Consider the following 14258-nt stretch of genomic DNA (forward strand, 5'->3'; position numbering starts at 1 on the left):
ACTGTCCCGCGCGATTCCGCGGGCAGGGTTACCGAAACGTGACATCATGCTGACCGCGGATCCTCGTCTGCGGCCCGGCGGAGCAGGCGCTCGACGAGGCCGGCGACGATCCCCTCCCTGGTCTCCACCGTCATCGGCTTGCCGGGAATCCCCGGTCGCCGCTGCTCGGGCGACGGACCGTCCAGCGGACGATACCGCACCCCCGCGGCGGCGAGGCGCCGCAGGTGCGTGGGCAGCCGCCGCGCGAAGTCGGCGAACGGGGCGGGCTCTCCCCCCTCCCAGAGCCGCTCCGCGATCGCGGCGAGACGGGGGAACATCGCGAAGTCGACCCGGTCCCTGCTCGGCAGGTGCTCCGTCCACACGTTCGCCTGCCCGCCGACCGCCCCGTCGACGACGCGGAAGGTGTACGCGCGCTCGATGGTCAGCGGCGGACCGACGCGGATGGGCTCCTCGGTCGATTCGGACTGCGGGTAGTCGAGGTAGACCTCGAGATCCGGACACCCCACGACCGGGATCCCCCGGCGCAGCGCCTCGCGCATCGCGACCGGTCCGCGCCAGGCGAGGATGCGGACGCCCTCGGGAACGTCACCCTCCAGCACCTCGTCCCAGGCCAGCGCCGTGCGCCCGCGGCGGCGGACATGGTCGACGAAGTGCGCCGTGAACCAGGGCTGCACGTCGTGCGCCGTGGCCAGCCCCAGCTCCCGCATGCGCGCGGCGGCGGCCGGGCTCTCCGCCCACTCGGTCACCGGCACCTCGTCACCGCCGATCCCGATCCATGCGGACGGGAACACGTCGCACAGCGCGTCGACGGCGGCACGACCGAAGGCCAGCGCCTCTTCGGTCGGCGCGAGGGTGCGGGCGTTCACGCCGAAACACTCCCACGGCCCGGTGGGAGGCGTCCCCACGTCGAGGTTGCCCAGCTCCGGGTAGGCGGCGAGCGCGGCCTGGATGTGTCCCGGCAGCTCGACCTCGGGCACGAGCGTCACGAAGCGCTCCTCCGCATACCTCACGAGGTCGCGCAGTTCGGCGGACGTGTAGAAGCCCTCGTGCACGCCGGGCTCGACCGTGGCCTCCGGTCCGTGACCGCGTTGCGTGGCCTCGCGCCGCGCGCCGACCTCGGTCAGACGCGGGTAGCCGGGCACCTCGAAGCGCCATCCCTGATCGTCCGTCAGGTGCAGGTGCAGGATGCTGAGGTGGTGATCGGCGAGCAGGTCGATGAGGCGACGCACGTCCTCCACGGGGCGGAAGTGGCGCGCCACGTCGAGCATCACACCGCGCCAGGCGTAAGCGGGAGAGCCCTCCCAGCGCCCTGCCGGGATCGTCGCGGGGAGGGCGGGGTCGTGGTCCGGGTCGCGGAGCTGGCGGAGCGTGGTCGCGCCGCGGAAGACCCCCTCCGGCGTCGCCCCCGCGATCTCGACCCCGGAGGCCGTCACCGACACCCGGAAGGCCTCGGCCCCGTGGCGCCCTGCCGCGGGCGCCGCGGTACCCAGCTTCTCATCGATCAGGAGGCGGATGGCGGGCAGGGTGTCGTCCGCTCCCCCGCCGCCGAGCCGTGCGACCGCGGCCGCCAGCTCCGGTGCGCCGAGGATCGGGGTCGAGGGCGTCCACCGGAAACCCGGCGCCAGCGAGTCGATCTCTGCGGCGACGTGCGGCACCGTCGCGCGCGGCGCCGGTGGCGGCATCCGCAGCGCGCGACCGGCGACCGCACCGGTGGGGTCGCCGTCGATGACGACCGGCACCCCGCCGACGAGTACCTCGCGCACGCCCTCCGGCGCACCGTGCGGGTCGTCGAAGGTAGCTCCGGCGGCGATCGCCTCCGGGTCGAACAGCACCAGGTCGGCGGTGGCGCCCTCGCGGAGCACACCTCGTGGCGCATCGCCGCGGTCGAGTCCGAGGCGGGCGGCCGGGTTGCCGGAGAGATGACGGACCGCCTCCTCGAGGCTCAGCACCCCGAGCTCCCTGACGTAGTGCCCGAGGTAGCGCGGGAACGTGCCGCGGCCGCGCGGATGCGGCCGCGCGCCGATGAGGATGCCGTCGCTGCCCCCGGAGTGCCGCGGGTGCCGCATGATGGCGCGGACGTTGTCCTCGTCGCCGATGTGCATGAGCACGCCCGTGGCGCCGGCATCGGCGAGGATCGTGTCGATCACGACGTCGACGGCGCGCTGCCCCGTCTCCGCCGCGATGTCGGCGATCGTCCGGCCGACGAGTCCGGCCAGATCGGGGTGGGCGGTCCCGGAGATCTGGATCGCCGACCAGTCCGCCGCCTCGCCGTGGAACCCGTCGCAGCCGATCTCCTCCAGCTCGACGCGGACCGCCTCGCGCCCCTCGGCGTCGAGGGCTGCCAGGACGCCGAGCAGGTCGCCGGTCGCCGCCAGCCGGCTCGGCAGGAGGGCGGCGAGGGTCGTCGCCCCCGGAAGGTAGGGGTAGGTGTCCAGCGTCACGTCGATGCCGTCGGCCGTCGCCTCGTCGACGAGGGCCAGCAGCTCGGCAGCGCGCCCGCGGTTCGGGGCGAAGTTCATGGTCGCGTGCGTGAGATGGACGGGGCACCCGGTGCGGCGGCCGATCTCGATGGCCTCGCGATACGCGTCCAGCGCCGCCCGGCCGTAGCTGCGGGTGTGCGGCGCCCAGTAGCCGCCGCGTTCCGCCACCACCCGGCAGAGGGCTTCGAGCTCCGCGGTGTCGGCGTACATCCCCGGGGTGTAGGTCAGACCGCTCGACATGCCGAAGGCCCCGGCGTCCAGGGCCTGCCCGAGGATCTCGGCCATGGCAGCGATCTCGGCGGGGGTCGCCCGGCGGTCGTCGTGCCCGACCACCATCATCCGGAGGTTGCCCTGCGGAACCAGCACCGCGGCGTTGGCCACCGCGGCAGCGTCGATCGCCCGCAGGAAGTCGTCCATCGCCCGCCACGGGACCACGGCCGGCCGCCCGTTCCAGCCCGCGATCTGGGCGGGGATGACGGCGGCGGTCGCCTCGTCCAGCGGCGCGTAGCCCAGGCCGTCCTGCCCGAGCACTTCGGTCGTGACCCCCTGCCGGATCTTGGCGTCGTGCGCGGCGCCCTGCAGCACCGCGAGGTCGCTGTGCGCATGCATGTCGATGAAGCCGGGTGCCAGGACGAGGCCGGACGCCTCGACCTCGACCGCGCCGTCCGGCAGCTCGAGCGTCGTCCCGTCGCCGTCGCGGACGACGGCGACGACCCTGGCCCCCTCCACCGCGACGTCCGCGACGAAGCGCGGCGCGCCGGTGCCGTCGACGACGGTCGCCCGACGATAGATGCGCACCAAGCCGGCGGCGGCCTTCTCGGCGCTCAGAAGCATGTCGCCACCGCGTCGATCACCCGGGGGTCCCCGGCGTCAGGGTCGTCGATCACGGCGACGACGCGCCACTTGTCGAACGCGGTGCACGGATGCGAGAGACCCAGCCGCACGACCTCGCCGACCGCGACGGTCGCCCCCTCGGCGGGGCGGAGGAAGGCGTGCTGGTCGTTCAGTGCCGTTACGGCACCGGCGACCGACTGCGGCACCGGGAGGTCGATGTCGAACGGCACGTCGCGCCGCCCGGCGTCGAGCAGGGCGAGGCCGGGCTCGGGCTGCGAGACCACCCGTGACCATGCGTGCATCGCCGAGCGCAGCGGGGCGGTGTCCGTCAGCGGACCGAACGGCGACATGCGGGAGTAGAAGCCGTCGTCGTGGATCTGGAACGCACCGGAGCGCAGCACGACCTCGGCGTCCCCTCCCGCGGCGCCGAGGACCGCGGCGGCGCGATCGGGGAAGGAGCTGCCCCCCGCGCTGAGCACGGGGCGGGGACCGTCGGGGTAGTCGAGACGGCGGTGCAGCTCGACGAGAGTGGCCAGGAAGCCGTCCACCGCGGCGACGGAGGCCGCGGAGCGATCGGGACCGAAGGGCCCCTCGTAGCCCGTCACACCGGCCAGGCGGAGTCCAGGAGCGGCCGCGATCGCCGCGGCGATCCGCTCGCCCTCGGCCACGGTCCGCGCCCCCGTCCGTCCCTGCGCGCCGCCGAGCTCCACGAGCACGTCCAGCGGCCGCGCGGCGTCGGCGAGCGCATCGGCGAGGATCGCGACACCGGCGAGGGAGTCCGCGCCGCAGAGGATCCGCAGGCCCTCGTCGGCAGCGAGCATCGCCCCGAGCTCGCGGGCCGCGGCGCCGTCCGTCACCCCATTGGCGATGAGCACCGTCGGCACGCCGGCGTCGACGGCGACGCGGGCCTGCCACGGCGTGGCGACCGAGATCCCCCAGGCTCCGGCATCGAGCAGCCGCTGCCAGAGCGCCGGCGCCATGGTGGTCTTGCCGTGCGGGGCGAGACGGACGCCCTCGCGCGCGGCCCAGCCGAACACCGTGTCCTCGTTGTGCGCGATCGCGTCGGCATGCACTGTGAGCACGGGCGTGCCGAGGTCCGACAGGTGCAGACCGGCCGCGCCGACCTCCGACAGACGCAGCCCCGCGGCGTGCGCCGGGAACCCCTTCGCCCAGGCGCCGAGGACGGGATCCGGAATTTGTAGAGGCATCTAACAAGGCTACTAGGCTGGCGGCATGACCGCGAAGACACGAGTTTCCACCGACGCCGCCCCCGCTCCCGCGCACACCTTCTCGCAGGGCGTCCGCAAGGGCCCGATCGTCCAGGTCTCCGGCCAGGGCCCCGTCGACCCGCAGACGAACGAGTATCTGTACCCGGGCGACGTCGCGGCACAGACCACCCGTACGCTCGAGAACGTCAAGGCCATCGTTGAGGCCTCCGGCGCCACGTTCGACGATGTCGTGATGCTGCGCGTCTACCTCACCAAGCGCGAGGACTTCCCGATCATGAACGAGGCCTACGGCGCCTTCGTCGAGGCCCACACGACCAGTGGCGTCCTGCCCTCGCGCACGACGGTGTTCACCGGCCTTCCCCGCGAGGAGATGCTCGTCGAGATCGACGGGCTCGCCGTCGTCGACTGATCCCGCCTGCCCCGGCGAACGGGGAGACACCTTATCAGGACCGTTGCCTCCCCGTTACCAGCCATCCCGTACCATGGACGACAGGACACGTCGAGACTGCGGGGGGTGTAGTTCGTGACCGATCTGATTTCCACGCCGGGCGCTGCAACGGGGGCACAGCCCGACGATGCGACCCCGACGAGCGTCCTGACGCCGGAGGCGGCGACCGATACGGCCCCGCCGCAGTCCGGCGAGCAGTCCCTGGCCTGGGCTCCCGTCGAGCCCGCCCCGAAGAAGCGCCACCTCGGCCTGTGGATCGGTCTCGGCCTCGGCGTGGTCGCGCTCGGCGCCGGCGCCGCCTCGATGATCCTCATCGCCCCCGGCACCACCGTCGCGGGCATCCCCGTGGGCTGGATGACTCCGGGCGCGGCAGCCGAGGCGATCAGCTCTCACCTCGCCCAGACCGAGGTCACCCTCACGGGCGAGGGTGACGACGCTGTACTCACGGGCGCCGACCTGGGCGCGAGCGCCGACGCCACGGCCCTCGCCGACGCCGCGTTCGCCGCCCACCCGATGTGGAACCTCGGGTCGTGGATGGGTGACCCCGTGTCGGCCGACATCGTGCTCGACCAGGAGACCGCCACCGCAGCTCTCCGCGGCGCGATCCCCGACAGCTTCGTCGACCCGGTCGACGCCGGAGTCGTCTTCGACGCCGCGAAGGGCACGTACACCGTGACACCTTCCGTTCCCGGCACCGGTATCGACGTGGCCGATCTCAACGCCGCGTTCGTCGAGGCCGTCGGCGACGGCCGCACGACGTTCGAGTACCCCGGTGGCCCGGCCGAGGCCCTGCCCGCGGTGTCCGACGAGGACGCGACGGCGACCGCCACCACGCTCAACACCATGCTCTCCTCCATCGGCTTCTACGTCGGGAAGGAACGGACCGTCCCGGTCTCCCCCGCGGTCGCCGCGTCCTGGCTGACGGTGGTCGACGACGCGGGTCAGCTGCGGATCGAGGCGGACCCGGCGGCGATCCAGACCACCGTCGACACGCTCGCCGCCGCCGTGGACCGCGCCCCTGTCAACGCGACCAACATCGTCGACTCCGCGGGGAACGTGCTGCGCGCCGAGAAGGAGGGCGCCACCGGACGCGCCCTCGGCGACACCGCCGGCATCGCCGACGACTTCGCGACGCAGCTCGCCGCGGGAGACGGCGTCTTCGCCCTCTCCGTGACGGAAACCCCCTTCGAGACCACGAACCTGTTCCGCCGCGCCGAGATCAACCTCAGCACACAGCGCGCCTACCTGTTCGAGAACGACAAGGTGGTGCAGTCCTGGGCCGTGTCGACCGGCCTTCCCGGAACGCCCACGCCGACCGGCAACTTCAAGGTGTTCGCGCACACGGCGATGCAGGACATGGGCTGCTACGAGGGGGCGCCGTACTGCACCGAGGACGTGCCCTGGATCACGTGGTTCGCCCCGAACATCGGCTTCCACGGCACCTATTGGCACAACAACTTCGGCAACCGGATGAGCCACGGCTGTGTGAACCTGCCGATCGACCTCGCCAAGTACGTCTACGACTGGTCCCCCGTGGGCCTCGAGGTCTCCGTCTACAACTGATCGCGAGTCCCAGGCCGCCGGGCGAACGCGGCGGAGGGCAGACAGCAGAAGGGGGCGGATGCCGCAGCATCCGCCCCCTTCCGTCGTCTCAGCGCAGGGCGTCGACGATCTCGTTCAGCGTCGCGGACGGGCGCATGACCGCGGCCACGAGCTTCTCGTCCGGACGGTAGTAGCCGCCGATCTCCACCGGGGAGCCCTGCACCGCGTTCAGCTCGGAGACGATCGTCTCCTCGTTGGCGGCGAGCTTCTCGGCGACGGGCGCGAAGGCGGCGGCGAGCTCCGGGTCCTTCGTCTGCTTCGCCAGCTCCTGCGCCCAGTACAGGCCGAGGTAGAAGTGGCTGCCGCGGTTGTCGATCGTGCCGAGCGCACGGCCGGGCGAGCGGTCCTCCTCGAGGAACGTGCCGGTCGCGGCGTCGAGCGTCTCCGCGAGCACGCGGGCCTTCTCGTTGCCCGTGCGGTCGGCGAAGTGCTCGAGAGAGGCGGCCAGCGCGAAGAACTCGCCCAGCGAGTCCCAGCGCAGGTAGTTCTCCTCGACCAGCTGCTGCACGTGCTTCGGCGCGGAGCCGCCGGCACCCGTCTCGAACAGTCCACCGCCGGCGAGCAGCGGCACGATGGAGAGCATCTTGGCGCTCGTGCCGACCTCGAGGATCGGGAACAGGTCGGTGAGGTAGTCGCGCAGCACGTTGCCGGTCACCGAGATGGTGTCCAGGCCGTGCCGCATGCGGGCGAGCGTGTACCGCGTCGCCTCCTCCGGCGCGAGGATCGTGATCGTCAGGCCCTTGATGTCGAGCGTGGCGAGGCCCTGGTGCACCTTCGCGATGATCTGCGCATCGTGCGAGCGGTTCGCGTCGAGCCAGAACACCGCGGGGGCACCCGTCGCGCGGGCACGGCCGACCGCGAGCTTGACCCAGTCCATGACCGGGATGTGCTTGGTCTGCGTCGCGCGCCAGATGTCGCCCTTGCCGACCTCGTGCTCGATGAGGACGGTGCCCTCGCTGTCGAGAACCTGAACGATGCCGTCGGCCGCGATCTCGAACGTCTTGTCGTGGCTGCCGTACTCCTCAGCGGCCTGCGCCATGAGGCCCACGTTCGGCACGGTGCCGATCGTGGCGGGGTCGAGCGGGCCGTTCGCGATCACATCGTCGATGACGGCCTGGTAGACGCTCGCGTAGGACGAGTCGGGGATGACCGCGATCGTGTCGGCCTCCTCGCCGTCCTTGCCCCAGAGCTTGCCGCCGTTGCGGACGAGCGCGGGCATGGACGCGTCGACGATGACATCGCTCGGCACGTGCAGGTTGGTGATCCCCTTGTCGGAGTTCACGTACGACAGGCGCGGCCCTTCGGCGATGGCCTTGTCGAACGCCGCGGCGATCTCGTCGCCACCGGCGACGTTCGCCAGCCCCGCGAGGATCGAGCCGAGGCCGTCGTTCGCGCTGAGTCCGGCCTCGGCGAGCTGCGTGCCGTACTGGTCGAAGACGTCCGTGAAGAACGCCTTCACGACGTGACCGAAGATGATCGGGTCGCTGACCTTCATCATCGTGGCCTTGAGGTGCACCGAGTAGAGCACGTCGTCGGCCTTGGCCTCCGCGAGCGTGTCGGCGAGGAACGCGTCCAGCTCCTTCGCGGAGAGGAACGTGGCGTCGATGATCTCGCGCGGGAGGACCTTGAGCCCCTCCTTGAGGACCGTGACGGTGCCGTCCTTCGCGGTGTGGCGGAAGGAGAGGACGTCGTCGTGCGCGGCGACCCAGGAGCGCTCGTTGTGCTTGAAGTCGTCGTGGCCCAGGGTCGCGACACGGGTCTTCGAACCCTCGGCGAACGGCTTGTTGCGGTGCGGGTGCTTCTTGGCGTAGTTCTTCACCGCCAGCGGGGCCCGACGGTCGCTGTTGCCCTCGCGCAGGACGGGGTTCACCGCGGAGCCCTTGATGCGGTCGTAGCGGGCGCGGATGTCCTTCTCCTCCAGCGACGAGGGCTCGTCCGGGAAGTCGGGGACGTCGTAGCCCTGCTGCTGCAGTTCCGCGATGGCGGCCTTGAGCTGCGGGATCGACGCGGAGATGTTCGGCAGCTTGATGATGTTCGCCTCGGGGAGCGTGGCGAGGCCGCCCAGCTCCGCCAGCGCGTCGCCGACCTGCTGCTCAGGGGTGAGCTTCTGCGGGAACGCGGCGAGGATGCGGCCGGCCAGAGAGATGTCCCGCGTCTCGAATTCGATACCCGCCTGGCCGGTGTAGGCCTGGATGATCGGCAGGAAGGAGGCGGTGGCCAGTGCCGGTGCCTCGTCGGTGTAGGTGTAGATGATGGCGTCGTCGGTCACCGGGACGTTCTCCGTTCACGAGGGCTATTTGTCTCGATACCAAGATACCTGAGCGTCCCGGGCCCCGAAGCGGCGGTCCCGCCGAAGAGACTCCCTCGGACGAACGGTCCGTGAAAAGTCCGCCCGAGTGATGAATGCGGTGAGCGGAGGGGCTAGCCTGGGGGCATGTCCGAACTGCGCATGGTCGAACTCTCCGCCGCGACGATCGTCGCCGTGAACAACCTGTCGCTCAAGCCCGGACAGGAGCAGTTCCTCGCCCCCGTCTCGTACGGCATCGCGGCCACCGTCATCAACCCGCAGACCTCCTGGCAGCGGGTGATCCTGGACCGCAACGAGGTCGTGGGCTTCGTCAGCGCCAACTTCGACGACGAGGCGCCGGAGGAGCACTTCCGCTCCGTGCTGTGGCGCATCAACGTCGACGCGGACGACCAGGGTCGCGGCATCGGCCGCTTCGCCGTCGAGAACCTCATCGACGAGGCGCGCAACCGCGGCGTCGACCACGTCAACGTCATCTACGAAGCCGGCGAGGACGGCCCGGAGGCCTTCTTCCGCCGCGTCGGGTTCACACCCGTCGGGGAGACGGCCTACGGCGAGGTCATCGCCCAGATCCGCGTCCCCTCCTGAGACCGGCGGCGGGCTCTCGAATCCCCTCCCCCATCGAGACTCCGTCGCCCTCGGACCCTGCCGGGCGGCGTCCTCTCGATCCTCCTCAGCGCTGACCGCTGCCGTCCGGAGGCGTGCCCTTGCCCCGACGGCTGTTCCACGCGGCGAGCGCGGACGCGGCGGCACCCGCCGCCCGGTCGATCGCCTCGGCGGAGCGGTGCAGCATGTCCTGCGCGGCGTCCTGCCAGGCCGGTGTGGCCGGCGCCTCCCCCGTCTGGACCTTCGCGGCGTGCTCGGCGGCCTCGAACGCCCGCTCCAGCTCCGCGACGGCGTCGCGGTAGGCCGCGTACTCGGCGGCCGTCACGCGGCCCGTCGTCTGCCGACGCGCCTCGACCGCGGCGCCGGCGGCCCGGAGGTAGGCGGCGGTCTCCGGGCGCTTCACGTCGGTCATCTCGGGGTAGGTGATCTGCAGCGCGGGGTCGGTCTCGTACCGCATCCATCGCGCCGTCACCGCGTCGTGCTCCGCGTACAGCCGCTCCAGCGGCCGCGGTGCGGAGCCGGCGGGGATCGCGGCGCGGGCGGCGTTCACCCTGACGCGCCGGGCGCGGACGTCGGCCGCAGCCGCCCTGGCGTCGCGTTCGCGCTCCTTGAGCATGCGCCGGGCGCCGGACACCTGCTCGGCACTCGCACGCTGCGCGGACCGCTCGGCGGAGACCCGCGCGAGGTCGGCTCGTGCCACCTTCAGCGCCGTCCGTCGGACCACCGCGCGCTGCTGCGCCTCGCGGAGGTCGTGCCGGGCGGCGTCGTACTCCAGACGGCGGCCGCTGCGGGTGTTGCGACGACGCACCCCGATCGCGCCCGCGGTCACCCCGGCGGCGGCGGTCGGCGCGAGCCACCACCACTCCGCGACGAGGAGGAAGGGGTCCATCCTTCGATGCTACCGACCGCAGGGCGCCCGCGCCCGGATGCAGCGGCCCCGGCATCCGCACGGATGCCGGGGCCGCTGTCGCGTCACGACGTCAGACGAGCGTCTCCTGCCAGGCTGCGTGCAGCTGGGCGAACTTCCCGGTTCCGCCGATCAGGGCGGCCGGGGTGTCGTCCTCGATGATCCGGCCGTGCTCCATCACGAGCACGCGATCCGCGATCGCCACCGTCGACAGCCGGTGCGCGATGATGATCGCCGTCCGGTCGGCCAGCAGCGTCTGCAGTGCGTCCTGGATCAGCCGCTCGGACGGGATGTCCAGCGAGGCCGTCGCCTCGTCGAGGATCAGCACCGCCGGGTCGGCGAGGAAGGCACGGGCGAACGAGATGAGCTGTCGCTGCCCAGCCGAGACCCGACCACCGCGCTTGTTCACGTCGGTGTCGTAGCCGTCCGGCAGGGCCGAGATGAACGCGTCGGCGCCCACCGCCCGCGCCGCCTCGCGGATCTCGTCCAGCGTCGCATCCGGGCGCCCGAGCGCGATGTTGTCGGCGACGGTTCCGCTGAACAGGTACGCCTCCTGCGTGACCATGACGATCGCACGGCGGAGATCCTTCGGGTGCAGCGACCGCAGATCGACGCCGTCGAGGGTCACCGTCCCCGCGGACGGGTCGTAGAACCGCGAGATGAGCTTGGCCAGCGTGGACTTGCCCGCTCCCGTCGTCCCGACCAGCGCGATCGTCTGCCCGGCGGGGATGTCGAGCGAGAAGTTCGGCAGGATCGTCGTGTCCTCGTTGTACGCGAAGGTGACCTCGTCGAAGCGGATGTGCCCCCGGGACTCCCAGAGGTCCACCGGCTTCTCGGGGTCCGGCACCGTCGGCACCTCCTCCAGGACGCCCGACACCTTCTCCAGCGCCGCGGTGGCGGACTGGTAGGAGTTCAGGAACATCGCGATCTCCTGCATCGGAGCGAAGAAGTTGCGGACGTACAGCACGGCGGACAGCAGCACGCCGACCGTCAGCGCTCCTTCCGAGACCCGGATGCCGCCCCACAGCACGACGACGCCGAGCACGAGCGCCGCGACGCCCATGAGGCCCGGCTCGAACGTGCCGAACAACAGCATCGAGCGGCGGTTCACGTCGCGGTACTCGCCGGCCACGCCCTGGAAGGCCTCGTCGTTGCGCGGCTCCTTCCGGAAGGCCTTGACCGCGCGGATGCCCGTCATGGTCTCCACGAACTGGACGATCACCTTCGCGCTGATCACCCGGGACTCGCGGTACACGAGCTGCGAGCGCGAGTAGAACCAGCGCATGAGGAAGAACAGCGGCACGCCGCCGATCGCGAGGATCAGACCGGACTGCCAGTCCCACACGCACAGCGCGATGAAGGTGAAGACACCGAAGAGCACGCCGGAGACGAGCTCGTTCAGGCCGCCGTCGAGGAGCTCCTTGATGGAGTCCAGGTCGCTCGTCTGGCGCGAGATGATCCGCCCCGAGGTGTACGACTCGTGGAACTCCAGGCTCAGACGCTGGGTGTGCAGGAAGATGCGCTTGCGCAGGTCCAGCAGGACGGCCTGGGTCAGCTTCGCCGCGATGATGACGTACCAGGCGATGAGCACGGCGGCGAGAGCACCCGCGAGCAGGTAGATCCCGCCGACGACGAACGTCGGCATCCAGTCGGCGTCGTCGAGCACCGCGGGGAGCGCCCGATCGAGGCCGATGCTGATGAGGATCGGTCCGGCCACCTGCAGCGCCGTCGAGATCACGAGCACCGTCGCGGCGAGCACGATCTGCGGCTTGAGCGGACGCACGAGCGAGCCGAGCAGCCGCAGCGAGCGGCGGCGGATCGCCCTGCTCTCCTCCGTGGTGAGGCGGGAGCGGTCCTCGTCCTGGGTTCCGGTGAGGGAGCTCATCGCTGCACCTCCTCTCCTGCGAATCGGGGGGCGCCTCCCGGCGCCTCGTCATCGGCCTCCTCGCGGATGCCGTCCTGCACGGTCTCGTGGATCTCGGCCTGCTCGTCGCGGATGATCGGGATGGCTCCGGTGCGGGCGGCCTCCTCCGCCTCCAGGCTGGAGATGACGTGACGGTAGTGCCGACTCGTCTTCAGCAGCTCGGCGTGCGTGCCGACGGCGGTGATCCGGCCGTCCTCCAGCAGCGCCACACGGTCGGCGAGGGCCACGGTGGACGGACGGTGCGCGACGATCATCGCGGTGGTGTCGGCGAGCACGTGCCGCAGCGCCTCCTCCACGAGCGCCTCGGTGTCGACGTCCAGCGCCGACAGCGGGTCGTCGAGGACGAGCACCCGGGGGTTGGCTGCCACGGCGCGGGCCAGGGCGAGCCGCTGGCGCTGTCCGCCGGACAGGCTCAGTCCCTCCTCGCCGATCACCGTCTCGACGCCCTCGGGGAGCGTGTCCACGAAGGCGGCCTGCGCCACGTCGAGCGCCTCGCGCAGGACGCGCTCGGCCTCGGGGCTGTGCACGTCGAGGTCGGCGCGGCCGAGCAGGACGTTTTCGCGGACCGAGGCCGAGAAGAGCGTCGCGTCCTCGAACGCCATCGCGATGTGCTCCCGGAGCTCGGCGAGCGTCAGGTCCCGCACATCGACGCCGTCGAGCGTGACCCGCCCTCCCGTCACGTCGTACAGCCGCGTCGGCAGGGTCGTCAGCGTCGTCTTGCCGCTGCCGGTGAGACCCACGAGCGCCATGGTCTCGCCCGGACGCAGCACGAGGTCGATCCCGTCGAGCAGGTCCCGCTCGTCGGGCGCCGCATCCTGGTAGCGGAAGTGCGCGTTCTCGAACGCGAGCTCGCCACGCGGGTTCTCGATGTGCACCGGGTTCTCCGGATCGGTGATGGTGTTCGTCTCCGAGAAGATGTCGAAGACGCGGTCCGTCGCCGTGCGCGCGTCGAGCATGAACGAGAAGAGGAAGCCGATCGACTCGATGGGCCAGCGCAGCACGACCGCCATCGCGAAGAAGGCGAACAGCTCCGCGGACGTGATCGCGTCCTGCGAGATGAGCCAGATGCCCGACATCAGGCTGAGGCCGAACGCGATCTGCGGCATGAGGTCTAGCCAGAACCAGATCGAGGCGATGGCCCCGGCCTTGCTCATCTCGGTCTCGCGCAGCGTCTCGGCCTGCCGGCTGAAGCGGCGGAGGGCGTGCGTGCCGCGGCCGAACGCCTTGAGCACGCGGATGCCGTGCACGCTCTCCTCGACGCTCGTGGCGAGGTCGCCCGCCTGGTCCTGGCTGCGCCGGGTGAGCGCGCCGTAGCGCTTCTCGAAGAGGTACCCGCGGATCCACAGCGGGACCGCCGTCACGAGGAAGATCGTGCCCAGCAGCCAGTGCCAGCGGAACAGCAGCACCGAGCCGATGAGGATCGTCAGCACGTTCACGACGAGGAGCACGAGCCCGAAGGCGAGCCACCGGCGGATCAGGCCGATGTCCTGCATCATGCGGCTGAGCAGCTGCCCGGACTGCCACCGGTCGTGGAACGCGACCGGCAGGGTCTGCAGGCGCGAGTAGAGCTCGGTGCGCATGCGGTACTCCACCTGCGTGGCGGGGAAGAGCACGAACTGCCGACGGAGCCACACCATGAGGGCCTCGCCGAGGCCGAGGGCGAACACGGCGAGCGCTCCCCAGATGATCGCGTCGAGCGCTCCGGACTGCACCGGCCCGCCGATGATCTGCTCGAGCACGATGGGGATCATCAGCGCGATGAGGGCCGCCGCGAGCGCACTGGCGGCACCGCCGACGAGACGCCAGATGACCGGCTTCACGAACGGCTTGAGCCGCCACAGCGCGGCGGGCGTGGAGAGGGTGGACGAGGGGGAGGGATTCTGCGCGGAAGACGAGGAAGACATGTCTCTCAGAGGAGTCGAA

At 71.4% G+C, this 14258-nt stretch carries 9 protein-coding genes; 3 read left to right on the plus strand and 6 right to left on the minus strand.

Annotated elements, in window-relative coordinates; translation table 11 throughout:
* Window positions 1–44: 44 nt before the first annotated feature.
* Both BK819_RS00380 and BK819_RS00385 read right to left on the minus strand, forming a co-directional pair.
* Entirely contained in the window at window positions 45–3314 is a 3270-nt protein-coding gene (locus BK819_RS00380; protein ID WP_071327435.1) for a family 20 glycosylhydrolase, read from the minus strand.
* On the minus strand, window positions 3305–4522 hold the full coding sequence (locus BK819_RS00385; protein WP_083391599.1) for an alanine racemase: 1218 nt from the start codon (window positions 4520–4522) through the stop codon (window positions 3305–3307). Before BK819_RS00385 ends, BK819_RS00380 begins: the two co-directional genes overlap by 10 nt.
* A gap of 25 nt (window positions 4523–4547) precedes the next feature.
* Here BK819_RS00385 and BK819_RS00390 point away from each other — a divergent pair, with 25 nt between their 5' ends.
* On the plus strand, window positions 4548–4952 hold the full coding sequence (locus BK819_RS00390) for a RidA family protein (RefSeq protein WP_025103791.1): 405 nt from the start codon (window positions 4548–4550) through the stop codon (window positions 4950–4952).
* Between the two features lie 114 nt (window positions 4953–5066).
* A complete protein-coding gene (locus BK819_RS00395; RefSeq protein WP_256209331.1) occupies window positions 5067–6554 on the plus strand; it encodes a L,D-transpeptidase in 1488 nt (495 codons plus the stop codon).
* A gap of 88 nt (window positions 6555–6642) precedes the next feature.
* Here the strand turns inward: BK819_RS00395 and BK819_RS00400 are convergent, their stop codons facing one another.
* Window positions 6643–8862, minus strand: a complete 2220-nt coding sequence (locus BK819_RS00400; RefSeq protein WP_071327436.1) for an NADP-dependent isocitrate dehydrogenase — start codon at window positions 8860–8862, stop codon at window positions 6643–6645.
* 165 nt (window positions 8863–9027) lie between these two features.
* Here BK819_RS00400 and BK819_RS00405 point away from each other — a divergent pair, with 165 nt between their 5' ends.
* Entirely contained in the window at window positions 9028–9486 is a 459-nt protein-coding gene (locus tag BK819_RS00405; protein ID WP_071327437.1) for an N-acetyltransferase, read from the plus strand.
* 85 nt (window positions 9487–9571) lie between these two features.
* On the opposite strand, the gene BK819_RS00410 is transcribed toward BK819_RS00405, so the two are convergent.
* The 3 genes from BK819_RS00410 to BK819_RS00420 form a co-directional block, all read right to left on the minus strand.
* On the minus strand, window positions 9572–10393 hold the full coding sequence (locus BK819_RS00410) for a hypothetical protein (RefSeq protein ID WP_071327438.1): 822 nt from the start codon (window positions 10391–10393) through the stop codon (window positions 9572–9574).
* 91 nt (window positions 10394–10484) lie between these two features.
* Window positions 10485–12296, minus strand: coding sequence for an ABC transporter ATP-binding protein (locus tag BK819_RS00415; protein ID WP_071327439.1), 1812 nt, complete (start codon window positions 12294–12296; stop codon window positions 10485–10487).
* Window positions 12293–14239: an ABC transporter ATP-binding protein gene (locus BK819_RS00420; protein WP_071327440.1), complete on the minus strand. Its 1947-nt coding sequence runs from the start codon at window positions 14237–14239 to the stop codon at window positions 12293–12295. The genes BK819_RS00415 and BK819_RS00420 overlap by 4 nt, the downstream gene beginning before the upstream one ends.
* Between the last annotated feature and the right edge of the window lie 19 nt (window positions 14240–14258).

Source organism: Microbacterium sp. LCT-H2 (assembly GCF_001866135.1).
Lineage (GTDB): Bacteria > Actinomycetota > Actinomycetes > Actinomycetales > Microbacteriaceae > Microbacterium.

Coding starts and splice junctions, on each gene's coding strand:
- BK819_RS00380 (WP_071327435.1), bottom strand. CDS start 3,314: ATGCTTCTGAGCGCCGAGAAGGCCGCCGCCGGCTTGGTGCGCATCTAT.
- BK819_RS00385 (WP_083391599.1), bottom strand. CDS start 4,522: ATGCCTCTACAAATTCCGGATCCCGTCCTCGGCGCCTGGGCGAAGGGG.
- BK819_RS00390 (WP_025103791.1), top strand. CDS start 4,548: ATGACCGCGAAGACACGAGTTTCCACCGACGCCGCCCCCGCTCCCGCG.
- BK819_RS00405 (WP_071327437.1), top strand. CDS start 9,028: ATGTCCGAACTGCGCATGGTCGAACTCTCCGCCGCGACGATCGTCGCC.
- BK819_RS00410 (WP_071327438.1), bottom strand. CDS start 10,393: ATGGACCCCTTCCTCCTCGTCGCGGAGTGGTGGTGGCTCGCGCCGACC.
- BK819_RS00415 (WP_071327439.1), bottom strand. CDS start 12,296: ATGAGCTCCCTCACCGGAACCCAGGACGAGGACCGCTCCCGCCTCACC.
- BK819_RS00420 (WP_071327440.1), bottom strand. CDS start 14,239: ATGTCTTCCTCGTCTTCCGCGCAGAATCCCTCCCCCTCGTCCACCCTC.